This is a genomic window from Microbaculum marinum, from assembly GCF_037855135.1.
GTDB classification, from domain to species: Bacteria; Pseudomonadota; Alphaproteobacteria; order Rhizobiales; family Tepidamorphaceae; genus Microbaculum; species Microbaculum marinum.
In genome coordinates this window covers 87,763-114,549 of sequence record NZ_JAZHOF010000008.1, presented here as the reverse complement: position 1 = coordinate 114,549, position 26,787 = coordinate 87,763, and the positions used below count along the sequence as shown (strand labels likewise).

Annotated in this window: 23 protein-coding genes; 6 read left to right on the top strand and 17 right to left on the bottom strand. The window is 67.4% G+C overall.

Annotated features, from left to right (window positions below; all coding sequences use genetic code 11):
* Window positions 1-36: 36 nt before the first annotated feature.
* Window positions 37-1,602, bottom strand: coding sequence for an ABC transporter substrate-binding protein (locus V3328_RS19000; RefSeq protein WP_340331290.1), 1,566 nt, complete (start codon window positions 1,600-1,602; stop codon window positions 37-39).
* A 140-nt stretch (window positions 1,603-1,742) separates the two neighbouring features.
* Here V3328_RS19000 and V3328_RS18995 point away from each other — a divergent pair, with 140 nt between their 5' ends.
* Window positions 1,743-3,008, top strand: coding sequence for a Zn-dependent hydrolase (locus tag V3328_RS18995; RefSeq protein WP_340331289.1), 1,266 nt, complete (start codon window positions 1,743-1,745; stop codon window positions 3,006-3,008).
* A 408-nt stretch (window positions 3,009-3,416) separates the two neighbouring features.
* On the opposite strand, the gene V3328_RS18990 is transcribed toward V3328_RS18995, so the two are convergent.
* The 11 genes from V3328_RS18990 to V3328_RS18940 form a co-directional block, all read right to left on the bottom strand.
* On the bottom strand, window positions 3,417-4,679 hold the full coding sequence (locus tag V3328_RS18990) for a flavin-dependent oxidoreductase (protein ID WP_340331288.1): 1,263 nt from the start codon (window positions 4,677-4,679) through the stop codon (window positions 3,417-3,419).
* A 64-nt stretch (window positions 4,680-4,743) separates the two neighbouring features.
* Entirely contained in the window at window positions 4,744-5,202 is a 459-nt protein-coding gene (locus tag V3328_RS18985; protein ID WP_340331287.1) for a cupin domain-containing protein, read from the bottom strand.
* A gap of 779 nt (window positions 5,203-5,981) precedes the next feature.
* Window positions 5,982-6,680 carry an ABC transporter ATP-binding protein gene (locus V3328_RS18980; RefSeq protein ID WP_340331286.1) on the bottom strand — a complete coding sequence of 233 codons (699 nt, stop codon included), beginning with the start codon at window positions 6,678-6,680 and terminating at the stop codon, window positions 5,982-5,984.
* Window positions 6,680-7,447: an ABC transporter ATP-binding protein gene (locus V3328_RS18975; RefSeq protein WP_340331285.1), complete on the bottom strand. Its 768-nt coding sequence runs from the start codon at window positions 7,445-7,447 to the stop codon at window positions 6,680-6,682. The genes V3328_RS18980 and V3328_RS18975 overlap by 1 nt, the downstream gene beginning before the upstream one ends.
* A gap of 19 nt (window positions 7,448-7,466) precedes the next feature.
* Window positions 7,467-8,486 carry a branched-chain amino acid ABC transporter permease gene (locus tag V3328_RS18970; RefSeq protein WP_340331284.1) on the bottom strand — a complete coding sequence of 340 codons (1,020 nt, stop codon included), beginning with the start codon at window positions 8,484-8,486 and terminating at the stop codon, window positions 7,467-7,469.
* The gene (locus tag V3328_RS18965) at window positions 8,486-9,409 is read right to left on the bottom strand and encodes a branched-chain amino acid ABC transporter permease (RefSeq protein ID WP_340331283.1); all 924 of its coding nucleotides are present in this window, start codon (window positions 9,407-9,409) and stop codon (window positions 8,486-8,488) included. The genes V3328_RS18970 and V3328_RS18965 overlap by 1 nt, the downstream gene beginning before the upstream one ends.
* A 149-nt stretch (window positions 9,410-9,558) precedes the next feature.
* Window positions 9,559-10,734, bottom strand: coding sequence for an ABC transporter substrate-binding protein (locus V3328_RS18960; RefSeq protein WP_378758901.1), 1,176 nt, complete (start codon window positions 10,732-10,734; stop codon window positions 9,559-9,561).
* 271 nt (window positions 10,735-11,005) lie between these two features.
* Window positions 11,006-11,530, bottom strand: a complete 525-nt coding sequence (locus V3328_RS18955; protein ID WP_340331281.1) for a flavin reductase family protein — start codon at window positions 11,528-11,530, stop codon at window positions 11,006-11,008.
* A 116-nt stretch (window positions 11,531-11,646) separates the two neighbouring features.
* Window positions 11,647-12,408, bottom strand: coding sequence for an IclR family transcriptional regulator (locus V3328_RS18950; protein WP_340331280.1), 762 nt, complete (start codon window positions 12,406-12,408; stop codon window positions 11,647-11,649).
* A gap of 11 nt (window positions 12,409-12,419) precedes the next feature.
* Complete coding sequence (locus tag V3328_RS18945; RefSeq protein WP_340331279.1) at window positions 12,420-13,631, bottom strand: LLM class flavin-dependent oxidoreductase; 1,212 nt, start codon at window positions 13,629-13,631, stop codon at window positions 12,420-12,422.
* 144 nt (window positions 13,632-13,775) lie between these two features.
* A complete protein-coding gene (locus V3328_RS18940) occupies window positions 13,776-14,717 on the bottom strand; it encodes a helix-turn-helix domain-containing protein (protein WP_340331278.1) in 942 nt (313 codons plus the stop codon).
* Window positions 14,718-14,825: 108 nt separating this feature from the next.
* Between V3328_RS18940 and glcF the strand changes: the two genes are divergently transcribed.
* Together glcF and V3328_RS18930 are read left to right on the top strand one after the other, a co-directional pair.
* Complete coding sequence (gene glcF, locus V3328_RS18935; RefSeq protein ID WP_340331277.1) at window positions 14,826-16,199, top strand: glycolate oxidase subunit GlcF; 1,374 nt, start codon at window positions 14,826-14,828, stop codon at window positions 16,197-16,199.
* A 19-nt stretch (window positions 16,200-16,218) separates the two neighbouring features.
* Window positions 16,219-17,745: an FAD-binding oxidoreductase gene (locus V3328_RS18930; protein WP_340331276.1), complete on the top strand. Its 1,527-nt coding sequence runs from the start codon at window positions 16,219-16,221 to the stop codon at window positions 17,743-17,745.
* Between the two features lie 3 nt (window positions 17,746-17,748).
* Here the strand turns inward: V3328_RS18930 and V3328_RS18925 are convergent, their stop codons facing one another.
* The 5 genes from V3328_RS18925 to V3328_RS18905 are packed head-to-tail and all read right to left on the bottom strand — an operon-like array spanning window position 17,749 to window position 24,000.
* Entirely contained in the window at window positions 17,749-18,549 is an 801-nt protein-coding gene (locus V3328_RS18925) for an aldolase (protein ID WP_340331275.1), read from the bottom strand.
* Window positions 18,550-18,576: 27 nt separating this feature from the next.
* Window positions 18,577-19,272, bottom strand: coding sequence for a TetR/AcrR family transcriptional regulator (locus V3328_RS18920; protein ID WP_340331274.1), 696 nt, complete (start codon window positions 19,270-19,272; stop codon window positions 18,577-18,579).
* A 12-nt stretch (window positions 19,273-19,284) separates the two neighbouring features.
* Complete coding sequence (locus V3328_RS18915) at window positions 19,285-20,166, bottom strand: sugar phosphate isomerase/epimerase family protein (protein ID WP_340331273.1); 882 nt, start codon at window positions 20,164-20,166, stop codon at window positions 19,285-19,287.
* Between the two features lie 4 nt (window positions 20,167-20,170).
* Window positions 20,171-21,904 carry a hydantoinase B/oxoprolinase family protein gene (locus V3328_RS18910; RefSeq protein ID WP_340331272.1) on the bottom strand — a complete coding sequence of 578 codons (1,734 nt, stop codon included), beginning with the start codon at window positions 21,902-21,904 and terminating at the stop codon, window positions 20,171-20,173.
* 11 nt (window positions 21,905-21,915) lie between these two features.
* Window positions 21,916-24,000: a hydantoinase/oxoprolinase family protein gene (locus V3328_RS18905; protein WP_340331271.1), complete on the bottom strand. Its 2,085-nt coding sequence runs from the start codon at window positions 23,998-24,000 to the stop codon at window positions 21,916-21,918.
* Window positions 24,001-24,157: 157 nt separating this feature from the next.
* Here V3328_RS18905 and V3328_RS18900 point away from each other — a divergent pair, with 157 nt between their 5' ends.
* From V3328_RS18900 to V3328_RS18890, 3 genes are read left to right on the top strand one after another with little or no spacing between them, the layout of a single operon-like run.
* Entirely contained in the window at window positions 24,158-25,159 is a 1,002-nt protein-coding gene (locus V3328_RS18900; protein WP_340331270.1) for an ABC transporter substrate-binding protein, read from the top strand.
* A 31-nt stretch (window positions 25,160-25,190) separates the two neighbouring features.
* Window positions 25,191-25,976 (top strand): ABC transporter ATP-binding protein, encoded by a 786-nt coding sequence (locus V3328_RS18895; protein ID WP_340331269.1) that lies wholly within the window; start codon window positions 25,191-25,193, stop codon window positions 25,974-25,976.
* The gene (locus tag V3328_RS18890) at window positions 25,973-26,779 is read left to right on the top strand and encodes an ABC transporter permease (protein WP_340331268.1); all 807 of its coding nucleotides are present in this window, start codon (window positions 25,973-25,975) and stop codon (window positions 26,777-26,779) included. Before V3328_RS18895 ends, V3328_RS18890 begins: the two co-directional genes overlap by 4 nt.
* Window positions 26,780-26,787: the final 8 nt, after the last annotated feature.

The following is a 26,787-nucleotide window of genomic DNA, read 5'->3' as shown; positions in this document are numbered from 1 at the left end:
CTGCGGCATGGCTCGGGCGGCACGTCAGCCCTCTCCTCACCCCTTCGTCACGTCGTGCAGCAGCAGGAAGAACGATGGCTGCAGCTCGAAGCCCTCGACGCCGGCGCCGGTCACCGCGTTCTGCTTCCAGTTGGCGATGAAGGCCCAGGGCGCGTCGTCGTGGACGATCTCCTGCATCTGCTTGTAGAGCCCGGCGCGCTTGCCCTGGTCGGTCTCGCGGCGCGCCTTCTCCAGCAGCCTGTCGACCTCCGGGTTGGAGTAGTAGCCGGAGTTGAAGCCGCCATTGTCGGGGAACGCGTCGGTGCGCAGCGCCAGATAGGGCAGCGTATCGGGATCGTTGGTCATCCAGGCCATCTCGGCCATGTCCGCCTTGCCCTCGAGGCCGGGATTCACCTTGCCCAGGAAGGTGTTCCACTCGTAGGTCTCGATCGCCGCGTCGAGCCCGACCTCGGCGAGGTCGGCCTGGATCGCCGAGCCCATGGCGACCGGGTCGAGCATGCCCGAGCCGCCCTCGGTGACGTAGAAGGTGAGCTTGGCGCCCTCGGCGCCGGCCTCCTTCAGCAGCGCCCTGGCCTTCTCGGGATCGTGCGGATAGGGCTCGAGCGCCTCGTTGTAGGCCCAGGAGAAGGCCGGCGGCGTCGGCCCGGCGGCGACCTCCGCGGTGCCCTGCAGGACGTTGTCGACCAGCGCCGTCTTGTCGATTGCGTAGTTGACCGCCTGGCGCACCCGCTTGTCGGCCATCGGGCCTTCCTTGGCGTTCAGGATCAGGAACCACAGGTGCGGGCCGGCCTGCTCGTAGACCTTGTAGGCGGCATCGTCGGCGAAGGTCGCGACGTTGTCCGGCGGCACCTCGACCATCACGTCGACGCCGCCCGACAGCATCTCGGCGACGCGGGTGTTGGCGTCGGTGATCGGCCGGAAGATGACGGCCTGCAGGCCCGGCGCGCCGTCCCAGTAGTCGGGATTGGCCTCGACCACGACCTTGGAGTTCGACTCCCACTCGGCGAACCTGAACGGCCCGGTGCCCGACGGATTGCGGCCGTAGTCCTTGCCGTACTGCTTCACCGCGTCGGGCGAGACGATCAGGCCGGTCGGATAGGCGAGATTCGACAGGAACGGCGCGTAGGGCTCCTTCAGGGTGAAGACGACCGTCTTGTCGTCCGGCGCCTCGACCGACTCAACCGCCGAGAAGAAGAAGCTCAGCGGGAACGGCCCGGTGTCGTGGAAGGGGTGGTCCTCGTCCAGCATCCGCTCGAAGTTGAACTTCACCGCCTCGGCGTTCAGTGGGGCGCCGTCGTGGAAGCTGACCCCGTCGCGCAGCGTGAACGTGTAGGTCTTGCCGTCCTCGCTGATCTCCCAGTCGCTCGCCAGCGCCGGCTCGACCTCCAGCGTGCCCGACTTGTAGCGCACCAGCCCGTCATAGAGGTTCATCAGGATGCGGAAGTCGTTGACCGCCGTCACCGCGTGCGGGTCGAGCGACTTCGGCTCGGCGATCTGGGCGACGACCAGGACGCCGGGCGGCGTCTGGGCGAGCGCCGGAGCGCCCAGGGCGGCAAGCGCGAGCGCCGCGGCGGCGGCGAGGCGGCGGACGTGTGAGAGCATGTTCGAACCTCCTGTCGGTGCGGGGTCCCGTTGATCGGGCATTGGACTTGGCCCCATTATTCATGATAAATCTTCGACAGTCAAAAATTGATCATGATTATATTTGCGGCAGCGCCGGCTGCCGCCCATGGAAGGTCTTGATGTTTGAAATTGCAGGCAAAAGCCGGGAGGCCGGGCTGAGGATCGACCTCGCCCGGTTGCGCAGTGACGTCGAAGCGGTCAACGCGATCGGCCGGATCGACGGCGTGCCGGGCATCAACCGGGTCAGCTTCTCCGACGCCGACATGGCCGGCCGCCGCTGGCTGATGGACCGCCTCGCCGAGGCCGGCCTAGACGCCCGGATCGACGCCATCGGCAACGTCTTCGGCCGCTGGGAGGCCGGCTCCGGCCCGGCGGTGCTGGCCGGCTCCCACCTCGACACGGTGCCGCAGGGCGGCCCCTTCGACGGCACGCTCGGCGTCTGCGCGGCGCTGGAGGCCGTGCGGGCGATGAAGGCCGCCGGCATCGCGCCGGCCAGGCCCGTCGAGATCGTCTGCACCGCCGACGAGGAGGGCCGCTTCGGCGGCATGCTCGGCAGCCAGGCGATCTGCGGCGAGGTCGGCCCCGACTGGATCGCCCGCGCCGTCGACGATTCAGGCCAGCGGCTTGCCGACGCGCTGCGCGCCCAGGGCCTCGATCCGGCCGCGTCCGTCGCCCGCGACCCGGCCGGCATCGCCGTGTTCCTGGAACTGCATGTCGAGCAGGGCCCGGTGCTCGAGCGCGCCGGCGTGTCGATCGGCATCGCCGATGCGGTCTCCGGCGTCTTCAACTGGACCGTCACGCTGGCCGGCGCGGCCAACCATTCCGGCACCACGCCGATGCCGGGCCGCCGCGACGCCTTCCGCGGCCTCGCCGATTTCGGCGCGCGGATCCCGGCGATCCTCGAGGCCGCCGGCGGCGCCGACAGCCGCCTGACCGTCGGCAAGGTGGCGCTGTCGCCCAACTTCCCCCATTCGGTCGCCGGCGAGGCCACGTTCTCGGTGATCGGCCGCGACGTCGAGGAGGCGGTGATGCGCAGCCTCGCCGAGGCCTGCCGCGACGAGCTCGGCGCGGCGGCGGCGCGGCACGGCCTCGGCCTTGACATCGCCGAACAGGGCTGGCTGCCGCCGACCCGCCTCGACGGCGCGGTGGCGCGCCGCCTGATGGACATCTGCGCGACCTGCGGGATGGACGCCATGACCATGTCGTCGGGCGCCGGCCACGACGCCCAGACCTTCGCCCGCCATTGCCCGGCCGGCCTGATCTTCGTGCCGTCCGTCGGCGGCGTCAGCCATTCGCCGGCGGAATGGACCGAGTGGCCCGACATCGAGCGCGGCGCCACCCTCCTCGCCCGCGCCGTCGCCGCCTTCGCCACGGACCCCGCCTGACGCGGTCGGTGTCGGAACGATCGCAGGATGGCGCCACCTCGGCCTGGCCGGATCAGGTCCGGGGCTCAGGCCTGTGGTGGAGTGGAATCAATGCTTCAACCAGCAGCTCACGCCCCGCGCGGCGGCCTCTGGTGTGGTGAAAGTCCTCCCACATGCACTGACTACGTCCCGGAGCTGATCCGGGATCCAGCCCAGAGGCTGCGGCGTTCTCCGCCCCCGCCATCGCCTCGGGCAATCGCCGCTGCTGGGCCCCGGATCAGGTCCGGGGCATGTCCTGCGGCGTATGGCGAAACCCACCACCAGAGCACTGACTACGTCCCGGACTTGATCCGGGACCCAGGGGCCGCGCGGCAGGGCGCTCGACACTCCCGCCGGGAGGACCGGCGCACGATCCGGCGCAGCCGCCGCCTAGCCCTTCGCCACCCGCAGCCCGGCGCCGCCCTGGGCGTCGGTGGCAAACCCCGCCTTGCCGGCATAGCCGCCGACGATCGCGGCGCGCTCGGCGGCGCTCATCACCGTCTCGATGTCGTCGAAGCCGGCGGGCGCCCGCTTCTCGGCCTCGTCGATGACCCGCTCCGGCCCGCCCTTGCGGTTGAGCCGGACCACCTCGGCCGTCTTCGGCAGGCGCTCCGCCTCGTACATCGCCAGCCCCTGCATCGGGTGCTCGGCGGCGGCCAGGCAGTCGGCGAGCGCCCGGGCGTCGAGGATCGCCTGCGAGGCGCCGTTCGAGCCGACCGGATACATCGGATGGGCGGCGTCGCCCAGCAGGCTCACCCGGCCGTGCGTCCAGCGCGGCAGCGGATCGCGGTCGCACATCGGGTACTCGAAGATCTGCCGGGTCGCCTCGACAAGCCCGGTCACGTCGAAATCCGGGATCCGGAAGCGCCGGGCATAGGGGATCACGGTGGCGCGCTGGGCCGGTCGCGACCAGCTCTCCTTCGGCGGCGGCAAGGCCTCGCCGTCGGCCGTCTTGATGTTGACCACCCAGTTCATCAGCTGCCGGCCGTTCTCCGGGTGGGCGATCGGATAGAGCACGAACTTGGCGCCCATGCCGCCGCCGATCGCCATCGTCCGACCGTCGCGCCACGGCGTCCAGTCGGTGGCGCCGCGCCACATCATCACGCCGTTCCAGTGCGGCGCGCCCTCGCCGGGATAGAAGAACCTGCGCCCCACCGAGTGGATGCCGTCCGCGCAGATCAGCACGTCGCCGCGCACCGTCGTGCCGGCCCCGCCCCGCACCGAGTCGGTGAAATGCGCCGTCACCCCGCCCTCGTCCTGCAGGAAGCCGGCAAGGCTGAGGCCGGTCTTCACCGCGTCCTGCCCCAGATGGCTCACCACCGCGTCGTGGATCACCTTCTGCAGGCGGCCGCGATGGATCGAGAACTGCGGCACCGGATGGCCGGCGTCGGTGCCGCGCGGCTCGCTCCACACCTCCTGGCCGTAGCGGTTGTAGTAGTAGAGCTCGCGGGTGCGGACGCCGACGAGGTCGAGGGCGGGCAGCAGGCCGAGGTCGGCCAGTTCCGCGATCGCGTGCGGCAGCGTGTTGATCCCGACGCCGACCTCGCGCACCTCGGGCGACTGCTCGTAGACCTCCGCCCCGATGCCCCGCCTGTGCAGCATCAGCGCGGCGGTCAGGCCGCCGATACCGGCTCCAACGACGATCACCTTCATGTCCGGCCTCCCGTCAACACGTGTCGCGGCTGCGCCCCGACCCGCCTGTCCTTCCCCGCGATCCCTACTTGGCGTCCGGCGGCGGCAGGAAATCCACCTCGTGCTGGGCCGACAGCGCCACCACCTCGGCGGGATCGGCGCCCGGCCCCAGATTGTGGATCCCCCAGAACAGATCGTAAAGGCGCTGCGTCGGCGCCACCCAGAACACGCACTTCACGTTGGCATCGCTGTGGTTGAACAGCCCGTGCGGAATGCCGCGCGGCAGGCGGATCGTGTCGCCCGCCTCCGCGAACGACTCCTTGCCGTCGAGCACGAGGTCGAGGCGCCCCTCCAGCATGTAGATGAACTCTTCCTGGGTCGGATGGATGTGCGGCGGCACGAAGGTCCCTGGCGGCAGCGTCGCGTGCCAGGAAAACGAGCTCTCGCAGAGCTGTTTGGGGACATAGACCTGCCCGAGGATGTTCCAGGTGATCCCCTCGATCCCGTCGCCGGCCTTGGTAACCCCTGCGGTCATTGGCTTCATCGGTTTCTCCTTTTCCGGTTGATCGTCATTTCGCTCAGCCGCGGAAATACGCGGCAACGCCGCGACACGCTGCACCTCCCACGACCCGTTCGCCCGAGCGGCCGCCCCGCACGCCCACCTCTCCCCGGCGGGGAGAGAGCCTGCCCCGGACCGGATCCGGGGTCGTGAGCGGAGCGAGCGGGTGAGGGGGCGCCGAGGGATGCGGCTCACGCCGTAGCCCCTCACCCGGCACCTTCGGTGCCGACCTCTCCCCATGGGAGAGGTGGCGGGCAAACCACAAGCTGAACAAAGGCTGCCTCGCCGGCTTGCCCGCCCCGCTGATCCCCGCGCAGGCGGGGATCCAGCGCAACGACCCGGCGCAGCCGCCGCTCCGGGATTCCCGCATCCGCGGGAATGAGCGGATTCTGGGGCTGGCCCGGCCATGTGAAGCGGCGCTGCAGCACGCTGCCCCTGCCTTGCCGATTCGCCGAAGTGCTTGTCCCGGGCTCCCACCTCTCCCCGGCGGGGAGAGAGCCCGCCCCGGACCGGATCCGGGGTCGACGCGGAGCGTCGGGTGAGGGGGCGCCGAGGCATGCGGCTCACGCCGTAACCCCTCACCCGGCACCTTCGGTGCCGACCTCTCCCCATGGGAGAGGTGGCGGGCAAACCACAAGCTGAACAAAGGCTGCCTCGCCGGCTTGCCCTCTCCGCTCATCCCCGCGGAAGCGGGGATCCAGCGCAACGACCTGGCGCAGCCGCCGCTTTTCCAGTCCAGCCGTCCGCCCCAACCCTCCGCCCGCTCAGACATGCAGGTACCTGTCCTTGATGTCCGGGGTCGCCTCGAGCTCGCCCGTCGTGCCGGTCCAGACCACGCGGCCCTTCTCGATCACCACGTGGCGGTCGGCGAAACGGGCGAGCGCGTCGACGTTCTTGTCGACCACCAGGATCGCCTCGCCCTCCTCCTTGATGGTGCGCAGGCAGGACCAGATCTCCTCGCGGATCAGCGGCGCCAGGCCCTCCGTCGCCTCGTCCAGCACCACCAGGCGCGGGTTGGTCATCAGCGCCCGGCCGATCGCCAGCATCTGCTGCTCGCCGCCGGACAGCTGGTTGCCCATGTTGCGGCGGCGCTCCTGCAGGCGCGGGAACATCCGGTAGATCGTCTGCAGGCTCCAGCGGTCGCGGCCCTTCGCGGTACGGTGGGTGGCGACGAGGTTCTCCTCGACGCTCAGGTTCGGGAAGATCTGCCGGCCCTCGGGCACCAGGCCGAGCCCGCGCCGGGCGATGACGTGCGGGTCGCGGCCGGTGACGTCCTCGCCGTCGATCGAGACGCGGCCGCCGCGCGGCTTCAGCAGGCCGAAGATCGAGTTCAGCGTCGTCGTCTTGCCCATGCCGTTGCGGCCGAGCAGCGTCACCGCCTCGCCGGCCGAGACGCTGAGATCGATGCCGAACAGGATGCGGGAATCGCCGTAGGCGGCCTCCAGGCCCTCGACCGTCAGCATCAGGCGGCCTCCTCGCCGAGATAGGCGGTCCGCACGTCCGGATCGTTGCGAATCGCTCCCGGCGTGCCGGTGGCGATCAGCCGTCCGTAGACGAGCACGCTGACCCGGTCGGCCAGCGAGAACACCGCCTCCATGTCGTGCTCGATCAGGACGATCGTGTGCGAGGACTTGAGCGTCCGCATCAGGTCGACCAGGACGCCCGATTCCTCGCGCCCGGTGCCGGCCAGCGGCTCGTCGAGCAGCAGCACCCTGGCCGCGGTCGCCAGCGCGATGGCGATTTCGAGCTGCCGCTTCTCGCCGTGCGACAGGCTTCCCGCCCGGCGGTCGGCCCGGTCCTCGAGCCCCACCTGCGCCAGCGCCGCCATCGCCTCGGTGTTGAGGGCGCGCTCCGCCGCCGCCGGCCGGAAGAAGCGGAAGCTCGACCCCGACCGCGCCTGCACCGCCATCGCGGCGTTCTCCAGCACGGTGAAGCCGTCGAGGATCGAGGTTATCTGGAACGAGCGGGCAAGCCCCAGCCGCACCCGCTCGACCATGTTCAGCCCGGTGATGTCGCGCCCACGGAAGGTCACCTTGCCCCGGTCGCTGCGCAGCATGCCGGAGATCTGGTGGATCAGCGTCGTCTTGCCGGCGCCGTTCGGGCCGATGATGGCGTGCAGTTCGCCCGGCGCGACATCCAGCGTGACGTCGTCCGTCACGGTGAGCGCGCCGAACGACTTGCGCAGGCCGGCGATGGCGAGGATCGGGTCGCTCGCGTGGGCCCCCGTCATGACCGGGTGCTCCGGGATATCATGACCGGGCGCCTCCGAGATATTTCGAGACGAATCCGGTGATGCCGCCGCGCGTGAACAGCACGATCAGGACGAGGATGATGCCGAGGCCGAGCTTCCAGTGCTGGGAGATGTAGGCGAGCCATTCCTCCATGAGCAGGAAGGCGAGCGTGCCCGGCAAGGCGCCGACCAGCGAGCCCATTCCGCCGAGCACGACCATCACGATCAGCTCGCCGGAGCGCTGCCAGCTCATGTAGGCCGGCGACACGAACTCGGTCTGATTGGCCAGGAAGACGCCGGCTATGCCGGCGATGGCGCCGGCGATCACATAGGCGGTCAGCTGGAAGCGGAACGGCGGAAAGCCGATTGCCTGCATGCGCAGCGAATTGTCCCGGGTGCCGCGCAGGACCCGGCCGAAGCGTGCGCCGATGATCGCGGTCAGCGCCGCATAGACGGCGATCACCACCGCGAGCACGACGTAGTAGAAGACCACGTTGTTCTCCAGCACGTCGGAGCCCAGCACACCGGAGCGGTCGGCGAGCGTGATGCCGTCGTCGCCGCCATATGCCGACAGCGACGTCATGAAGAAATACGCCATCTGCCCGAACGCCAGGGTGATCATGATGAAGTAGACGCCGCGGGTCCGCAGCGAGATCGCGCCCGTCACCAGCGCGAAGAGCCCGCACACGACGATGGCGATCGCCGCCTGGACGAAGATGTCGTTGATCCCGTGGGCGGCCGGAATGGCGACCGAATAGGCCCCCAGTCCCATGAACGCGGCGTGGCCGAAGGAGACCATCGCCCCGTAGCCCAGGATGAAGTCGAGCGACAGCACCGCGATCGCGAAGATCATCACGCGGGTCAGCGTGACGACGAGGAACGGATCGTCCAGCGCGTCGGCGAGCAGCGGCACCAGCGCCAGCGCCACGAAGATGAGCAGCGCCGCGAGGTTCGCCCCGCTGCGCAGGATCAGCGCCCGGCCGCCGGGAGCGACGTGTGCGCCGGGCGCCGCGGCGATGTCGTCGGCCCCCGCGCCCATCAGTTCGATCCCTTGGCGGGGAACAGGCCCGAGGGCCGGAAGAACAGCACCGCCGCCATCAGGATGTAGATCAGCATCGGTGCCAGCGTCCGGCCGGTCTGCGAGGCGGCGGACGGGTCCATCAGGCTGCGCAGCAGGATCGGGCCGAAGGTGCGCCCCAGCGTCTCGACGAGTCCGACCAGGATCGCGGCCACGAAGGCCCCCCGGATCGAGCCGACGCCGCCGATGACGATCACCACGAAGGTAAGGATGAGCACGGAATCGCCCATTCCCGGCTCGACCGACAGGATCGGTGCGACCAGCGCTCCGGCAAGTCCGGCGAGCATCGCGCCCAGCCCGAACACGACCATGAACAGCCGGCGGATGTCGACGCCGAGCGCCGACACCATCGGCCGGTTCACCGCGCCCGCCCGCAGCAGCATGCCGACGCGGGTGTGGTTGACGAGCACGTAGAGCCCTATCGCGCTGGCGAGGCCCGCGCCGATGATCACGAACCGGAACAGCGGATAGCGCAACGGCCCGATCAGCGGGATCGAGCCCGACAGGATCTCCGGGATCGGCACGCTCATCGGCGCCGCGCCCCAGATGATCTTGACGCTCTCGTTGAGGATCAGGATCAGGCCGAAGGTCGCCAGCACCTGGTCGAGGTGGTCGCGCTCGTACAGTCGTCGGAAGATCAGGATCTCCAGGACGATCCCGAACACCAGCGTCACCGGCAGCGCGATCGCCACGCCGAGGAAGAAGTTGCCGGTCTGGGCGGTGAAGGTCGCGGCGAGGTAGGCGCCGACCATGTACAGCACGCCATGGGCCAGGTTGATCAGGTCCATGATGCCGAAGATCAGCGTCAGCCCGGCGGCGACGAGAAACAGCAGGATGCCGAACTGGATCCCGTTGAGCGTCTGCAGGAGGAACAGGTTGAACATGCGTGCCTTGGACCTCTGGCGGGGAACAGGCGGCACGCCCCGGCTTGCCGGGGACGCACCGCCTGCCACGGACGGAGGTTACACGGATCGGCGGTGCCGGTCGCGCTGTTGCCGGTCGCCTGTCGGTTTCGCGGCCGGCCGGCCCGGCACTACATCTTGCATTCGCTGACGTAGGTGTCGGCGTAGTCGTCGAAGATCTTCTCGACGATCTCCGTCTGGTACTTGCCGTCGTCGCGCTTGGCCACCTGGACCAGGTAGAAGTCCTGGACCGGATAGTGGTTGGGGCCGAACGAGAAGTCGCCGCGGATCGACTGGAAGTCCGCCTTCTCCATCTCGGCGATCACCGCGTCCCGATCGCTGACGTCGCCGTTCAGCTTCTTGACCACCGCATCGATCAGCATCGCTGCGTCATAGGCCTGCGCGGCGTAGGTGCCCGGCACCCGTCCGGTCTTCGCCTCGAAGGCCTTGACGAACTCGGCATTGCCGGGCGCGTCGAGGTTCGGGGCCCAGTTGGCGCCGCCGAAGAAGCCGACGGCGGCGTCCTGCTGCGCCGGCAGCGTCGTCTCGTCGACGGTGAAGGCCGACAGGAACGGAATGCCTTCCAGCCCGGCCTGGCGGTACTGCTTGACCAGGTTGACGCCCATGCCCCCCGGCATGAAGGCGTAGACGGCGTCGGGCTGCTCGGCCGCGATCTGGGCCAGTTCGGCGGAGAAGTCCATGTTGCCGAGCGGGGTATAGGCCTCGTTGACGACCTCGCCCTTGAAGGAGTGCTTGACCCCGGCGATCGCGTCCTTGCCGGCCTGGTAGTTCGGCGCCATCAGGAACATGCGCTTGTAGCCCTTGTCCTGGGCGTACTTGCCGAGCACCTCGTGCACCTGGTCGTTCTGGTAGGAGGTGACGAAGAAGTTCTTGTTGCACTCGGCGCCGGCGAAGTTGGAGGTGCCGGCGTTCGGGCTGATCAGGATCGCGCCGCCCTCGGTCACGGGCTTCATGATCGCCTGCAGGATGTTGGAGAAGATCGGGCCGACCACGAAGTCGACGCCGTCGCGCTCGACCAGTTCCTTGGCCTTGTTGACCGCGACGTCGGGCTTCTGCTCGTCATCGGCGACGATGATCTCCGTCTCGACGCCGCCGAGCTTGCCGCCGAGCTGCTCGACCGCGAGCTGGAATCCGTCGCGGCCGTGCTCGCCGAGCACCGCGGCCGGGCCGCTCAGGGTGAACATCAGGCCGACCTTCAGCTTGTCGTCGGAGGTCTGGGAAAATGCCGCGGTCGTCACCGCGGTGGTCATCAGTGCGGCGAGTGCCGCCTTGCCTATGAACTTCATCTTGCATCTCCACTCTGGCAGGGAATTATCGATCTTGATTGGCCGATGGTCTCCTGAACAGGACAATCGACAGTCGGGCGCGGTACCGGTCCGGTGCCGGCCCCCCTCGGCAAGAAGCTTTACACTTAAAATATACCCGGTCAACGGCCCGCCGCTGCGGTGGCCGCCTGGCACCGGCTCGGCAGTCCGGCGGCACGCGTACGGCACGCTGAAGGCATACGGACGACACTGCGACGGCATGCTGACGGCACGCGCCACGCCGCCGGCGACGTCACAGCAGGCCCTGCCTCAGATAGGCGCCGTTGCCGTAGAGCAGCGGGTCGTGGTCGGCCCGCGTCCGCACCGCGAAGACCGCGCCGATCAGCACGTCATGGGTCCCCACGGGCACGCTCTGCCGGACCGTGCAGAAGACATTGGACTGCGCCCCGACGAGAAACGGAAGCCCCTCGCCGCCGCATTCCCACTCGCCCGAACTGAAGCGAAAAGCCCGGAATTCCGGCTTTGTGAAGCTCGGCATCAGCTCGTGATGGTCGAGATGCATCACGTTCACGCAGAAACGGCCGGTTTCGATCAGGGCCGGATGGACCGAGGATCCCCGGTTGATGCAGACGAGACAGGCCGGCGGGTCCAGGCTCACCGAGGAGAACGCCGTCGCCGCCATCCCCCGCCATCCGCCATCGGCGTCCCGCGCCGTCACCAGCATCACCGTACCGGTGACGGTCCGCATCGCATCGCGGAATAACGAAGCGATTTCCGCTACTTCCGCCCCCTCGGCATGCGCCGATGTCGCCGTCATGACGCCCCTCTCGCTGCTGGTCCGGCAGTCGATCGTACCGGCGGGAGGGAACGGAACAACGTCCGGCAAGGCGCGCTGCGCAACGAATGCGAATTGTCCGAAAATCGCGCGCGGTCTCAGATCTTCCAGGCGAGCTCGCGCCATTCCTCATTCAGCGCCTTGCGGATGAAATCGCGGTCGCGCTGCGGCCGGCTCGACTCGAAACTGATGGCGATCGCCAGCTTTTCGTCGCGGTGGCGGCTGAGGAGAGGCCGAGCATAGCAGCTCAGGTGACAGTCGATCTCGCCGTCTTCCTCGTGGATGCCGCTGCGGGCGGCCGCCTCCAGTGCGGCGCTCAACTGGCTCCAGGTCCGCGTCGTCTTCTCCGTCAGCGCAGGGAACGGCTCGGCGGGCAGCAATCCCGGTCGGAACACCACCGGCACGCTCGCCAGCAGTGCCCGGCCGGCCGCACTGGCCCAGAGCGGATAGGTCGGCCCCACCTCGACGTCGATCATCGCCCGGCGCGTGCCCGCAAGCCGCGCCAGGGTCACGGCTTCGGTCCCCACCAGTTGCAGCAGGTAGACCGTCTCCCCGCAGTTGTCCGCAACGCGGGCCATGGTGGGCCCTGCGAGTTGCAGCAGCCGGTCGACCCAGGCGGCGGCGAGCCGTTGCGAGCGGACTCCCAACGTATAGGCGCGGTTGGGCAAACGGCTTGCATAGCCATGGGACACCATCGTCGACAGCATCCGGGAGACCGTCGCCGGATCGACGCCCAGTTCCTGCGCAACGTCGCAGACGCGGACGCCCGTGGGCGCCGCCTGCTGGAGGATCTCCAGGAGTTCGAGGGCGCGGCCGACCGACCGGACTTCCGAGCGATCTGCGACCTGTCGATCCCCCATGACGGGCTGTCCTACGCGATGGCCAACTCGGGTTTCGCGAATTTCGGGATCACTTCTTCGCCGAACAGCTGGATCGTCTCCAGCATCCGGGCATGTTCGGTGATGCCCCCGTACATAATGAAGATCAGGTACTCGACGTTCAACTCTTCCTTGAGGCGCTGGATCTGCTCGCCGACGTCGTCGGGGGTACCGACGAGCTGGAAGCCGCTCTCGACCATCTGCTCGAACGTCTTCGGGACCGGCCCTTCCTGACCCTTCATGCGCAGAGCCTCGAAGAAGCCGAACTCGCCGAGCCAGTGCGTCCAGAAGGCGGACCCCTGGCGCGCGGTCTCCATGGCGTCCTCGCGGGTGCGCGCGACGGCGACGTTGCGGCACAGCGCGACGCCGCCCTTCTTGGAGTATTCGCCGAACCCGAGCTTGCGGCCGTGCTGGCCGGCAAGGTCGACGTAGCCCTGGAAGACCCCCTTCACGATGTCGAGGTTGGCGGCGAGCGTGACGGCCGTGCTGCCGATCTTCGCCGACCAGGCGAGCGTCTCCGGGCTCTGGGTCAGCGTGGTGAAGAGCGGCGGGTGCGGAAGCTGCTTCGGCTTCGGCACGGTCGCGACCTGCATCAGGTTGCCATCGCTGACGCCGGCGTTGAGCCGCGTCGAGATCGGATGGTTCCATTGCAGGCCCTTCGGCGGCACCGAAATGAATTCTCCCTCGAAGTCCCACAGATCCTCGGTCCAGGACCGGCGCATCACCTCGAACCACTCCTCGACGATGCGCCGGTTGGTGGCCTCGACTGTTTCGGAGCCGGTACCGGCTGCATTCGCCTTGTAGTGCTGGCCCATCACGCCGACCGAGCGGGGCTGGTAGCCGCGGCTCAGCCCGACGTCGAGGCGGCCGCCGGTCAGGTGATCCGCCATGGCGATGTCCTCGGCGAGCCTCAGCGGGTTCCAGTTCGGCAGCACCAGGCCCATCTGGCCCTGCCGCAGCCGCTTCGTGTGCTGCGCCAGATATACGTTCAGCATCAAGGGATTGGGTGTGACGTGATAGCCCTCGATCTCGAAGTGATGCTCGGCGAACATCATCGAGGTCCAGCCGGACTCGTCAGCGCAGATCGCCTGCTCCCGGAGCTCGTTGATTGTCGTGTCGTATCGGTCCCTGTCGAGACCGTAGAGTCCTTTGCCGAGGTCGGATTCCGAGGCGACGGCGACCGGATAGAACATGCTGAACTGCATTGCGAAGCTCCCCACTGCGCCGGAACCGCCGGCCGCTGGGGAAAGTATTCGGCAAGGGCTTCACGCCCCAAACCGCGAAATTGCGCAGGGCGCAACCAGGGTCAATAAAGTGGCAGAAGTCCGCGGACGGCCGGAGATCGCGGCTCACCCCTCACCGGCCGCGTCCCGATAGTCGCGCGGCGACAGCAGATAGCGTTCCTTAAAGCGCCGGCTGAAATGCGAGAGGTCGTTGAATCCGAGACGGAAGGCGATGTCGGAGACCGACGCGCCGCGCCATTCCGGCGCGCGCAGCGCCGCGGCGGCACGCTTCAGCCGCTCCTCGATGATCCACCGGCGGCAGGTGGTACCGGATCCGGCGAAGAGGGCGTGAACGGTCCGTTCGGAAATGCCGATCGCGTCGGCGGCCGACCGCGGAGTGAGTTCGGGATCCGCCAGGTTCTCGTGGAGATGCGCCCTGAGGCGATCGCGCAGCCTTTCGTCCCTGACGGGGCCGTCATGCCGTTCCCGGCTGGCGCCGAGCAGATCCAGAAACGTCCGGCCGAGCGCCCGTTCCTCGTCGTCTCGCAGGTCGATCTCCGGCGAGGCCATCTCCGAAATCAGCTGCGTCAGCAGGCGCGTGGTCGGCCGGCCGCGTGCCAGGCGCACTGCCCCGTTCGGAGACAGCCAGCTGCAGGCCGCCTCGAGCGTGCGGCGCGGCAGGACGGTCACGATGCGATGCACCTCCTGCTCGAAATCGAGGCGCATCGTCCGGTCGGCGTTGACCACGCCGATGTCGCCAGGCCCCAGGGTGAACTCAGTCTCGCCCTGCCTGACATGGCAGAGACCCGACATCTGCAGGCTGATGAGATAACTGTCATCCGGCTTGAACCTCACCAGCCGTCGGGACCGCTCGATGCGATGGGGCTCGGAGCGGAAGTGAACGAAATTGCCGAGCGCCAGACGGTTGCAGCTCAGGTCCGCGCTGAAGTCGCCATCGTCGACGGAGGATGCCTCGACGTTGAGGACGGCTTCGCAGATCACGTCGTTCCAGTATCCGAACCTGTCGGAGCCGCGAACGACGCTGGTCGACCAGACATCCCTTTGCATCTGCGGGCCTCCCTCAAAGGCGTCCGCAACGGTGTGATTGCAGGCGCAGCCAAGTCAGCATGCAGGCCGAGACAAGCAAAATCAATCGCGTCACCCTAGCCTGCGCGAATGGAAACCCGGTTCACCGACGAACAGCGCACGGACCCGATCGTGGCCGGAGCGGAGCCTATCCTGAAGACCTGCGTGCACTACGGGTTCTGCACGGCAACCTGCCCGACCTACGTCCTGACGCGGGACGAGAACGACGGACCGCGTGGCCGCATCGACCTGATCCGGGACATGCTGGAAAAGGGCGGCAGCCCCGATCCGAAGACCGTCCATTACCTCGACAGGTGCCTGTCCTGCCTCGGCTGCATGACCACCTGCGCGGTCAGCATCGACTATGTCCACCTGATCGACCTGGCGCGCAGCTACATCGAAAGGAACTACCGGCGTCCGCTGGCCGAGCGGCTGGCGCGTACCCTGATCGCCTCGACCATCCCCTATCCGGGCCGGATGCGAACGAGCCTGGCACTTGCGCGTATCGTGAAGCCGCTGCGTGGTGCAATGCCGCCGACGCTGCGGTCGATGCTCGACATGGCGCCCGGCGAAGAACTGGCGGCACCCGACCCCCATATCGCACGCACCTATCCGGCCGAGGGTGACACGCGCAAACGCGTCGCGCTGCTTGCCGGATGCGCGCAGCAGGTCCTGGATCGCGCCATAAACGATGCGACCATCCGGCTTCTCACGCGGATGGGATGCGAGGTGGTTGTCCTGGCGGACGCCGGCTGCTGCGGCGCCCTGACCCTGCACATGGGCAAGACCGACCACGGCAAGCGACAAGCCGAGCGGAACCTGAAGGCGCTCGCTCGGGAGAACGAAACGAACGGCATCGATGCCTTCATCATCAACGCGTCCGGCTGCGGAACGGTGGTGAAGGACTACGGCCACCTGTTCGCCGGCGATGCGGACCTGACCGACGCCGCCACCTGGCTGTCCGGCATCACACGTGACGTCAGCGAGTTCGTGGCCGAGATCGGCCTGCCGGAGCCGGCTGAGAGACGCGGATATCGCGTCGCCTATCACGACGCCTGTTCGCTCAGGCACGGGCAGAAGGTGACGCGGCCGCCGCGCCAGCTCCTGAAACAGGCCGGCTACGTCGTCGCCGACGTCCCCGAAGGCCATATCTGCTGCGGATCGGCCGGAGTCTACAACATCCTGCAGCCCGAAATCGCCGGAGAGCTCGGTCGGCGCAAGGCCGATCACGCCGCCTCCACCGATCCGGACATCCTCTGCATGGGAAATATCGGCTGCCTCACCCAGTTGCGGCGCTACACCGCCATTCCGACGGTGCACACCGTCGAACTGCTCGACTGGGCGACGGGAGGACCGATGCCGCCCCGCCTCGTCGGGCATGCCCTGCGGGATCCCATTCCCCAAATCGAAGACGACACGCCCCCCCGCCCCGGCCCCGACGGGGCCTCCGCGTCCTTCTGGTAATCCGAATGGAGCTTCGACGATGACCGACACGACCAGGATCAACGGCTTTTTCTCGGAGATGGAAGCCGAACTCGGCCCGGACGCAATCAACCGATCGGCCGAAACAGCGGTTCGCTACGGCGAGAACACGATGCCGGGCGGCAGCCGGGCCGTCGACGGTGTGCTCTACCCCGCCTCGACCGCTGAGGTGCAGGCAATGGTCAGGGCCGCCAACGAGTACGGCATCGCCATCTATCCCAACAGCACCGGCAACAACATCGGCCTCGGCAGCCGCTCGCCGGTGCTGAACGGCCAGGTGGTCATGGATCTCGGCCGCAGGATGAACCGCATTCTCGAGGTCAACGAGAAGATGGGCTTTGCGGTCGTCGAGCCGGGCGTCAGCTACCAGGCGATGTACGACGAACTGGTGCGTCAGGGGAACCGGCTGATGCTCGACGTGACGTCAGGTCCGCCGCAAGGCGGCATGCTCGGCAACGCCCTGGACAAAGGCGCAGGCTACGGACCGTTCTTCGACCATTTCGGCTTCGCCTGCGGTCTGGAAGTCGTGCTCGGCAACGGCGAGATCCTGCGCACCGGCGACGGGTCTCTCGACTCCGAGACGCTGGTGAACTGGCACACCTCGAAATACAGCCTCGGGCCGATCCTCGACGGGCTGTTCGCCCAGTCGAACTACGGGATCGTCACGAAGATGGGGATCTGGCTGCTGCCGCGGCCGCCGGCAGTGCGGTCGTTCCATTTCACCTTCCCCGACGACGGCGACCTCGCCGAGATCGTCGAGCTCTGCCGCCCTCTCAAGATGTCGAACTTCGTGCCGACGCTGTTCCGCGTCAGCAACGACCTGTATCTCTGCGGCTCCGAAGGCGAGAGCCCGGAATACGCCGCCTCGCAAGGCCGGAAGACGATTTCCGACGAGGGCCGCAAGGCGCTGCGCGAAAGGCACGGGCTCGGCGCATGGAACGTCTCCGGCGCTTTCTACGGACCGAGCCACGAAGCGATGGAAGCACAGATCAATCGGGTGCGCGATCACTTCGGCCAGTCCGGCAAGGCGACCTACATTCCCCACGAGGACGCAGGCTCAATCCCGCCGCTGCAGGTCGCGATCAACGCGTTCTCCGGCATTCCGAGCCTGGGGGAACTGGGCCTGCTGAAGTGGCGGCCGGGCGGCGGCAACCTGTGGTTCCTGCCGGGAACGCCCATGGACGGCGACATCGCCAACGAGTTCCAGACGCTCGCCCGCGGCATCTACGAGGATCACGGCATGGACTACATGGTGATGAACGTCTGCGGGCCGCGCTTTGCCCGCGGCCTGCACGTGATGACCTTCAACCGGGAGGATGCCGACGAGAACGCGCGGGCCGATGCCTGCTACCGGAAGCTCTCGGAGGCGGTCGCCGCGCGGGGCGTCTTCGTCGGCCGCGCGCCGATCGACTATCACGAGTTCCACATGGCGCAGACGATGCCGGCGTTCAGGAACGCCTGCAACGCCATCAAGACGGCGCTCGACCCCAACAATGTCGTCGCACCCGGCCGCTACGGGATCGGCTGATCGCTACTGCCGGTAAGCGGGTTCTTCGGCGTCGAGTATCCGCTTCAGGCTGTCCAGATGCAGGCGGGCCGACTCGGAGTCCTCGCCGCGCATCTGCTGCGCGGTTGCTTCGGCGATATCCTTCGAAACCGGGATGATCGGCCGGCCGGTCGACAGCGCCAGGCACTGCACCTCGCAGGCCCGCTCGAGGTAATACAGGTCGTCCCAGGCCTCGGCGGCGCTGCCGCCGAGCACCATCACGCCATGATGCTTCATGAAGACGATGTCGGCATCTCCGACCGAAGCGGCAATCCGGTCGCCTTCACGTTCGTCCAGCGCAAGCCCGTTGTAATCGTGGTCGACGACGGTGCGGCCGTAGAACTTCAGCGCGGTCTGCCCGGCGAAAACCAGCGGCTCGCCTTCGACCATCGTCAGGGCGGTGGCGTAGGGCATGTGCGTGTGGAAGGCGGCGCGAGCCCGCGGCACGTTCTTGTGCACCCGCCCGTGGATGTAGAACGCCGTGGCCTCCGGCGCTCCCTCGCCCGAGACGACGTTCCCCTCGAAATCGCAGATCAGCAGGCGCGACGCGGTGATTTCCGCGAAGGCGTACCCGTAGGGGTTGACGATGAACAGGTCGTCGTAGCCCGGCACCATCAGCGAGAAGTGGTTGCAGATGCCCTCGTGCATGCCGAGCCGCGCCGCAAACCGGAAGCAGGCGGCGAGATCCACCTTGGCCTGCCAGACCTCCTCGCCGTCGAGGGCGGGCTGATTTGCCGACGAGGTGGAGGAGGATGCCGTCTTGTTCGCGTCGAGTGCATGCGCCATGGAGGTTTCCTTGCCGTTTGCCAGGGGTCAGGCTACCGGACCGAGCGTCGCCGCCGGTTCGCCGTCCGAGGTAAGATAGGAGAGGATCATGTCGACGATGTGCGCCTTGCGGCGCTCGATACTGGCCGGATTCCTGAGGTCCCGGTCGAAGATCATCGACAGCGTGTAACGGTTGGAGAGGTAGAAGTAGCCGAGGGCGGAGATGGAGATGTAGAGCTCGACCGGATCGATGCCCTTCCGGAAGACCCCCTGCTTCTCGCCTTCCGCCAGGATGGCGCGGATCGACACGGACAGGCGGTCGTACAGCGATCGGATGATCGGCGACTTGGCGATGTGCTTGCCGCGGTGCAGGTTCTCCGTGTTCAGCATCGTGATGACGTCGGGCTCGTCGATGAACACCTGGAAAGTGTCCTCGCAAAGGCGCTTCATCGCATCGACCGGGTCGAGGCCCGCGATCGGGATGTCGCCCTGCCGCCGGCGCAGCGTCTCGTAGGTCCGCTCCAGGACCCGGATGTACAGTTCTTCCTTGCTGCGGAAGTGGTGGTACAGCAGGTTCTTGCTGACCTTGGCGCGGGCGATGATCGCGTCGACCCGCGCCCCGTCGTAGCCCTTGCGGGCGAACTCGGCCTGGGCGGCCGTCAGGATCCGGTCCTGGGTCTGGATCGCGTCGCGGATCCTCGGCTTTCCCTTGTCCTTCGTCTTTCCTTCCGTGACGCTGGACACTCGCCTTCTCCCCTAGCGCGCCCGCCGCGACCGCGATCGGTTCGCCTCCGTCGCGCCGGCCCGACTGCGCCTTGCCACGAACGGTGCGCAGCGGTCTACGGCGACTTGTACCGTCTCGTCGCCGTCGCGCAACCACCAGTCGAGCCTGGAAAACAGCTCGAGCTCGAACGGCCCCTCGTAGCCGATCTCGTCGAGGATGCCGCGATAGTAGGCGATGTCTATGACACCGTCGCCCACCATCCCGCGGTCCTGGTAGACATCGCGGGTCGGCACCAGCCAGTCGCACAGGTGGAAGGTGAGAATGCGCTCCGGTCCGGCCTTTCGGAGCCCCGCGGCGAAGTCCGGGTCCCACCAGCAATGATAAAGGTCGGCGACGATGCCCGATCCCTCCCCGAGCCGGTCCGACAGGGACAGGCACTGGGCGAAGGTGTTCAGGCAGGACCGGTCGCCCGCGTACATCGGGTGCAGCGGCTCCAGGCCGAGCGCCACGCCCGACGCGCGCGCATGGGGCAACAGTGCCGCGAGCGCATCCTCGGCGCGGGCGCGGGCGACGCGAAGGTCCTTCTCGCCCGGCGCAAGGCTTCCCGGAACCATCACCAGGCAGCCGGCGCCGATCTCGGCTGCCATGTCGATGCGGCGGCGATTCTCGTCGAGCGCAGCCTTCAGGCCGGCATCGTCCGTCACGTTCACCCAGGCGCCCGTGCACAGGCAGGGTACGAACAGGCCGGCATCGCGGATGAGCCGCGCGGCCTCCCTGACGCCGATCGCATCCACGTAGTCGACCCAGGCGCCGATCCCGCCGACGCCGCGGCGGGCGTAACCATCGACCGCCTCGGGCAGGGTCCACGACCTGGTCGTGATCTGGTTGATCGCGAAGCGGGACAGACCCGGCATCGGGCTACGATCTCCGGGAGGCGCGCAGGGCGCTCGTGGCGTCGCCGTCGACCGCTCCCCCGTCGATGACGACGCCGAAGCCATCGCGGGCGAAAGTCGGGCTGATCTTGCCGTCCGCGACGTCCTCGAGCACGGCAGCCGGAGACCGCTCGAATGGATCGCCGTAGCCGCCGCCACCGGCCTGCTCGTGGCGCAGGACGGCGCCGCGATGGACGGTGCGCGTCACCTTGCTGTCGAGCAGGTCGTAGTTGGCGCCCTCATGGCCCGTTTCGGAGAACAGGTTGCGCGACGGCGCCGCCGGCGCACCGCCGAACAGGCCGTAGGGACGCGTCTGGTAGCGGTCGGTGCGAAGCTGCATCACCGCTTCCTCGGCGAGCAGCCGGTAGGTCCGCACCACCCCGAGGCCGCCGCGCTGGCGGCCGGCGCCGCAGGAATCCGGGCGCAGCGAGTATTCCTCGATGCGGATCGGATAGGTCGCTTCCATGATCTCGACCGGCATGTTCGACATGTTCTGGCAGGGATTGGTGACGGCATCGATGCCATCCTTCGTGGCACGCGCGCCCAGCGCGCCGTTGATCATGTCGACGACGATGAAGGGCTCACGGGTCTGCTTGTCGTAGCCGCCGAGACAGACGACCGAGTTGCCCCCCTCGCCGGCCGCAGCGACACGGTCGGGAACGACGCCGGCGAGCGCGCCGATCACCGTGTCGGCAACCCGGTAGCCCGTGAGCGCGCGGGCGGCGACGGGCGCGGGAAACTCCGGATTGAGCAGGGTCCCCTTCGGCGCCGTCACGTCGATGCAGCGGTAGACGCCGGCATTGTTGGGGACGTCGGCATCGAGCACGCACCGCACGCCCAGATAGGTCGCGGACTTGACGAACGAGAGCGTCGAGTTGATCGCCCCCTTCACCTGCGGCGCCGATCCGGTGAAATCCACGGTGAGCTGGCTGCCGGCCACCGTTACCGTCACCTTGATCGGAATGGGCGTCTCGTCGAAGCCGTCGCCGTCGATGAAGTCGGTGAATGTGTAGTCGCCGTCCGGCCAAGTCTCGATGGTCTTTCGCGTCAGGCGCTCGCCGTAGTCGAGGAATTCAGCGAGGAAGGCCTCCAGCAGATCCGCGCCGTACTTGTCGACGAGACGCAGCAGTTCGCGCTCGCCGAGCGCGCAGGTGGCCAGTTGCGCCTCCAGGTCGCCGATGACGAGGTCGGGCAGCCGCACGTTCTTGGCGATCATGTCGAACAGGATCTTGCTCGGCACGCCCCTGTCGTAGAGCTTGAGCGGCGGGATCCGCAAGCCTTCCTGGAATATCTCGGTCGAATCCGAGGCGTTCGAACCCGGCACCCGTCCGCCGACATCGCAGTGATGGCAGATCACCACCGCGAAGCCGACATGCCGGTCGCCGGCGAAGATCGGCTTGAACATGAAGATGTCCGGCAGGTGCATGCCGCCGTCGTAGGGGTCGTTGAAGATGATCACGTCGCCGGGATGCAGGTCGTCGCCGTAGTGGCGCAGCAACGCCTCCATGGCGTCCGGCACGGCCCCGAGATGCAGCGCCACCGTCTTCGCCTGCGCGAGGATGCGGCCCTTCGCGTCGCACATGGTGGTCGAGTAGTCGAGGACGTCCCGCACGATTGGCGAGCGTGCCGTGCGCATGACCGTGTAGGCCATGTCGTCGACGATCGATTCGAGCGCGCTCTTGAGAACGGCGAAGGTGACGGGATCGATGGTGCGGTCCATGGACATTCGCCTCACGCGTCGGGCATTTCGATGTGGATGTTCAGGTAGGGATCGCGCTCCGCCCGAGCGCCAGGCGGGACGACGACGGTGCTGTCGGTTCCCTCCAGAATCGCCGGACCGACGATCGACGCGGGCGCCGCCATGCGGTCGTAGACGGGCGTTTCGATCCAGCCGTTGTCCTCGCCGAAATAGACGCGTCGCCGCTGTGGTTCCGCGACATCGCGCACCGGCAAAGGCACGCGGAAATCCAACTTGCCGGCCCTGTGGCCGCGTCCGGTAACCCGCAAGCTGACGGTCTCGATGCGGTCGGAGGACGAATAGCTGTAGATTGCCTGATAGGCCTGCAGAAAGGTCTCCCGAATGGCGGTCGGATCGGCGGGCAGTCCTATCGGAACGGAAAGCGACATCTCCTGCCCCCTGAACCGCAGGTCCATTTCAGGGGTCAGCTCGACGCCGTCGCCATCGATACCCTCATCCATCACGGCCTCCCGGGCCTCCGTCTCGAGCGAGGCGACGGTTGCCGCGACCGCCTCGGCGTCGATCTCGTCCAGCATTCCGGCGAACGGCGCGATGAAGTAGCGTTCGACATCGCCGGCCAGCATGCCCATCGCCGTGAAGACGCCCGGAGAAGCAGGAACGAGTATGCGCCTCATCGACAGCAGCCCTGCGATATCGGCAGCGTGAACGGGTCCGGAGCCGCCGATCGCCACCAGCGTGAAGTCGCGCGGATCAACACCGCGTTCGACCGTCACTGCGCGGATCGCGCGAGCCATGTTGGCGTTGACCACCTCGCGCACGCCGTGCGCGGCCTGCTGCACGGAAATCCCGAACGGCGAAGCCAGGTCCCGTTCGACGACTGCGGCGGCCTTGTCGATGTCGAGCGATCGCGAACCGCCCGCCAGGGACGCCGGAAGGTAGCCGAGCAGCAGGTTGGCGTCCGTCACGGTCGGCCGGTCGCCACCGGTGCCGTAGCAGACCGGGCCGGGAACCGCGCCGGCCGAAACCGGACCGACCTTCATCAAGCCGCCGTCATCGACATGGGCAATGGAGCCCGCGCCACTGCCGACTTCGGCAACGTCGACACTCGGCACGCTCATCATGTAACCGCCGGCCTTGATGAAGCGGCTCGGCGTGCTGATCCCGGCGCGGAACTCGTACTCGCTGACCCGGCTGAGCTCGCCGCCGCGCACGAGCGATGCCGACGCGGTGGTGCCGCCCATGTCGAATACCACGAGGTCCGGCACGTCGAGTGCTTCGCCAAGCCGACCGCCGCCAACCGCGCCGGCGGCCCTGCCCGAGGATATGAAGAAAACGGGCTTCTCCCGTGCGGTCTGCGAAGAGGCGAGAGCGCCATTGGAGTTGCAGACCATCAGCGGGGCATCGACCCCGGCGTCGCGCAGCCCGGTTTCGAGTCGGGTGAGATAACTTTCCAGCACGGGGCGCACATAGGCGTTCACGACCGTCGTGCTGGTGCGCTCGTACTCCTTGGCCTCCGGCAGCACTGACACCGAGGTCGTCACCTTCAACCCCGGGAACGCTTCGGCCAGAATCCGCTCGGCCGCCAGTTCGTGGACGGGGTTGCGGTAGCTGTTCAGGAAGCAGATCGCGATTGAGGTGAGACCGGCGTCGACGAGTTCGCGCGCCACGTCGACCAGTTCCGAGGCATCCAGCGGGATGAGCACCGAACCGTCGGCGGCAATCCTTTCGCTGACCTCGCGGCGATGGCGCCGCCGCACCAGCGGCTCCGGCTTCTCCCATTGCAGGTCGAACATCCCCGGGGTCCGCAGGCGCCCGATTTCCAGAACGTCGCGAAACCCTCGGGTCGTGATCAGACCCGTCGGTGCGCCGATCTTCTGAAGCAGCGCATTGGAGCCGACGGTGGTGCCGTGCACGACCTCGACCACGACGGACGGGCTGAGACCAGCGTCGGCTATGATGTGGCTGACGCCGTCGAGAACCGCCTGCTCGGGTGCCTCCGGCGTAGAGGCGACCTTGCGATGAAACAATCCGTTCGAGCCGTCGGTGAGCACCAGATCCGTAAAGGTGCCTCCGATATCGACCCCTATGCGGGCACGCACATCCCTGTTCGAACGCATATCGCTCCTCGCTCTATTGGACCAATTGGTTAGTTTGAAATACGAAACCGGTCAAGCGCGTGACATGGAAATAATGCTGGCAATCATTGATCGATTTTTGTGCTTGCAGATGAAATTGTACCGATTAGTCTAATAGCTTCCAGAAGAGGGAGATATCATGACCCACATTTCGCATTGGAAGCGATTGGCGACCCGGCTCGCCCCGGCCGCCATCGCGCTCAGCGTCGCAATCGGTACCACGACCGCGCAGGCGCAGGATCCTCTCACGGTGCGCCTGGACTTCTCGCCCTGGGGGGTCCACGCGGGAATGCACCTGGCCCAGGACCGCGGCTGGTTCGAAGAAGCCGGCCTCAACGTCGAGATCCAGGACGGGCGCGGTTCCGGCAACACGCTGCAGCTCGTCAACGCAGGCCAGGTCGACGTCGGCCAGATTCAGCTGGGCCTGCTCGGTGCGGCCCGCGAAGAAGGCGCCACCATCAAGTCCTTCGCCGGCTTCCAGAGAAAGACGGACCTGTGCATCCTCGTCGACAAGGACTCCGATGCCACGGAAATTGCCGACCTGAAGGGCAAGAAGCTGGTCGTCTTCGCGGCGAGCCCCTGGGCCGCCTACATCGACGATTTCCTTGCCGCGGGCGGCCTGACCCGGGACGACACAGAGATCCTGTTCGTCGATCCCGCAGCCCTTTGGGGCACCTATACCGCGGGCCGTGCCGACGGCCTGATGTCGACGATCGGGTCGGCAATTCCGGTCGCCGAGAATTCACGGCCCTCGAAGTGCCTGATGCTGGATCTGGCCGGTCTCCATTTCCCCAGCTACGGGCTGATCGCGACGGAAGAGACGATCCAGAACCGCGGCGACGAACTGAAGACGCTCGTCGAGGTCGAGCAGCGCGCCTGGGAAGAGATCAAGAAGGATCCCGACCTCGGAGTGAAGGCGATCATGGCCCAGCGGCCCGACGCCAAGCTCGACCCCAAAGTCCTGCGCGAACAGATCCAGATTACGGTGGACTACTTCGATACGCCGGCGACCGAAGGCAAGCCGATCGGCTGGCAGGCCAAGGAAGACTGGGAGGCCGCCCTCCAGGGAATGGAAAAGACGGGACTGGTCAAACCGGGCTGGAACGCCGAGGACTACTATACCAACGACCTGGTTCAGTAGTTAGGCAGCATCTAGGTACGGGAGACTGCCCGTGGCAGACACCGCGTCCTCCTACGTGCAGATCGACGGCGTGGGGAAGGTCTACCCTTCCCCACGCGGCGATGTCGTCGCCCTGCAGGACATCAATCTCGACATCGCCTCCGGCGAGTTCGTGAGCATCGTCGGCCCGAGCGGTTGCGGCAAGAGCACCCTGCTCAAGTGCCTGGCCGGCCTAGAGCCCATCAGCAGCGGTTCGGCAGTGGTGGCCGGAAAGCATCTTGCCGGGCCTCCCGACTCGCTTGGCATGGTGTTCCAGCGCGACGTGCTGCTGGACTGGCGCACCATCCTCGACAACGTGCTACTGCAGGCGGAATTCCTGAGACTGCGCCGCAGCGACCTCAAGGGGCGGGCCGCCCAGCTGCTCCAGCGGTTCGGGCTCGGCGGCTACGAGGAGCGCTATCCGTGGGAGCTGTCTGGCGGCATGCGCCAGCGGGCGTCGATCTGCCGGGCGCTGCTCTGCGATCCCGAACTCCTGCTCATGGACGAGCCGTTCGGCGCGCTCGACGCCATGACGCGGGACGATCTCAACCTCGAGCTCACCCGCATCTGGCAGGGCAGCGCCAAGACGGTCCTGTTCATCACCCATTCGATCACCGAAGCGGTCTACCTGTCCGACCGGGTCGTGATGATGTCGCGCGGGCCGGGCCGGATCGTCGACGTGATCGACATCGACCTGCCACGCCCCCGGCCACTCGCCATCCGCGAATCGGCGGAGTTCGGCGCCTACACGCAACGCATCCGTCATCACTTCGCAGAGCTCGGGATCCTGAAGGAATGAACGGCCTTAAGAGACTCCTGTATGGAGAGAGCCGCACGCGCGACGTGCTGCTCGTCCTGATTTCCGTCGTCATCCTGTGGGAAGCCGCCGTCGCGATCTTCAAGCCGCCGGTCATCTTCCTGCCGCCGCCCTCGGCGATCTGGACCGAGTTCGCCTCGACGCCGGGCATCTTTATCCGCCACATGGGCTATACGCTCGGCACGACGGCGCTGGCCTTCTTCCTGTCGGTCGTGCTCGGCGTCATCCTTGCCGTCGGCATCGTCCAGTCGAAGTTCCTGGAGCGGACCGTCTACACGCTCCTCGTCGCACTGAACTCGGTCCCTAAGGTGGCGCTGGCGCCGCTGTTCGTGATCTGGCTGGGGGTTGGCATGGAGCCGAAGATCGCGGTAGCGATCATGCTGGCGATCTTTCCGATCGTCATCGACACGGTCCTCGGCCTCCGCTCGGTAGACCCCGACATGATCAATCTCGCGCGGGCGGGGCGGGCTTCCCGGTTGCAGATGCTGTTGAAGATACAGTTTCCGAACGCCCTGCCGAGCCTGTTCGCCGGCATGAAGGTCGCCGTCTCGTTCGCGCTGGTGGGCGCCATCGTCGGCGAGTTCGTGGCCGGCGGCAACGGGCTGGGCTTCCTGGTCCTGGTGGCGCAGGGGCAGTTCGACACGACGCGGGTATTCGTGTCGCTGGTGCTGCTCGGCCTGATGGGGACGGTGCTGTTCTACGCCGTTGACTTCGCCGAACGGCTGATGCTGCCCTGGCACGTCTCCCAGCGCGGCGGCGGCTCCCCGGTGGAAGCGGGCGGATGAGGAGCCAG

Excerpts from the sequence above, each read along its gene's own strand:
- V3328_RS18915 (WP_340331273.1), bottom strand. The coding sequence starts at position 20,166 with ATGCCGGGTCTGTCCCGCTTCGCGATCAACCAGATCACGACCAGGTCG.
- V3328_RS18940 (WP_340331278.1), bottom strand. The coding sequence starts at position 14,717 with ATGCAAAGGGATGTCTGGTCGACCAGCGTCGTTCGCGGCTCCGACAGG.
- V3328_RS18930 (WP_340331276.1), top strand. The coding sequence starts at position 16,219 with ATGACCGACACGACCAGGATCAACGGCTTTTTCTCGGAGATGGAAGCC.
- glcF (WP_340331277.1), top strand. The coding sequence starts at position 14,826 with ATGGAAACCCGGTTCACCGACGAACAGCGCACGGACCCGATCGTGGCC.
- V3328_RS18960 (WP_378758901.1), bottom strand. The coding sequence starts at position 10,734 with ATGAAGTTCATAGGCAAGGCGGCACTCGCCGCACTGATGACCACCGCG.
- V3328_RS18975 (WP_340331285.1), bottom strand. The coding sequence starts at position 7,447 with ATGACGGGGGCCCACGCGAGCGACCCGATCCTCGCCATCGCCGGCCTG.
- V3328_RS18990 (WP_340331288.1), bottom strand. The coding sequence starts at position 4,679 with ATGAAGGTGATCGTCGTTGGAGCCGGTATCGGCGGCCTGACCGCCGCG.
- V3328_RS18905 (WP_340331271.1), bottom strand. The coding sequence starts at position 24,000 with ATGCGTTCGAACAGGGATGTGCGTGCCCGCATAGGGGTCGATATCGGA.
- V3328_RS18995 (WP_340331289.1), top strand. The coding sequence starts at position 1,743 with ATGTTTGAAATTGCAGGCAAAAGCCGGGAGGCCGGGCTGAGGATCGAC.
- V3328_RS18945 (WP_340331279.1), bottom strand. The coding sequence starts at position 13,631 with ATGCAGTTCAGCATGTTCTATCCGGTCGCCGTCGCCTCGGAATCCGAC.
- V3328_RS18970 (WP_340331284.1), bottom strand. The coding sequence starts at position 8,486 with ATGGGCGCGGGGGCCGACGACATCGCCGCGGCGCCCGGCGCACACGTC.
- V3328_RS18955 (WP_340331281.1), bottom strand. The coding sequence starts at position 11,530 with ATGACGGCGACATCGGCGCATGCCGAGGGGGCGGAAGTAGCGGAAATC.
- V3328_RS18910 (WP_340331272.1), bottom strand. The coding sequence starts at position 21,904 with ATGGACCGCACCATCGATCCCGTCACCTTCGCCGTTCTCAAGAGCGCG.
- V3328_RS18965 (WP_340331283.1), bottom strand. The coding sequence starts at position 9,409 with ATGTTCAACCTGTTCCTCCTGCAGACGCTCAACGGGATCCAGTTCGGC.
- V3328_RS18900 (WP_340331270.1), top strand. The coding sequence starts at position 24,158 with ATGACCCACATTTCGCATTGGAAGCGATTGGCGACCCGGCTCGCCCCG.
- V3328_RS18950 (WP_340331280.1), bottom strand. The coding sequence starts at position 12,408 with ATGGGGGATCGACAGGTCGCAGATCGCTCGGAAGTCCGGTCGGTCGGC.
- V3328_RS18985 (WP_340331287.1), bottom strand. The coding sequence starts at position 5,202 with ATGAAGCCAATGACCGCAGGGGTTACCAAGGCCGGCGACGGGATCGAG.
- V3328_RS18925 (WP_340331275.1), bottom strand. The coding sequence starts at position 18,549 with ATGGCGCATGCACTCGACGCGAACAAGACGGCATCCTCCTCCACCTCG.
- V3328_RS19000 (WP_340331290.1), bottom strand. The coding sequence starts at position 1,602 with ATGCTCTCACACGTCCGCCGCCTCGCCGCCGCCGCGGCGCTCGCGCTT.
- V3328_RS18980 (WP_340331286.1), bottom strand. The coding sequence starts at position 6,680 with ATGCTGACGGTCGAGGGCCTGGAGGCCGCCTACGGCGATTCCCGCATC.
- V3328_RS18890 (WP_340331268.1), top strand. The coding sequence starts at position 25,973 with ATGAACGGCCTTAAGAGACTCCTGTATGGAGAGAGCCGCACGCGCGAC.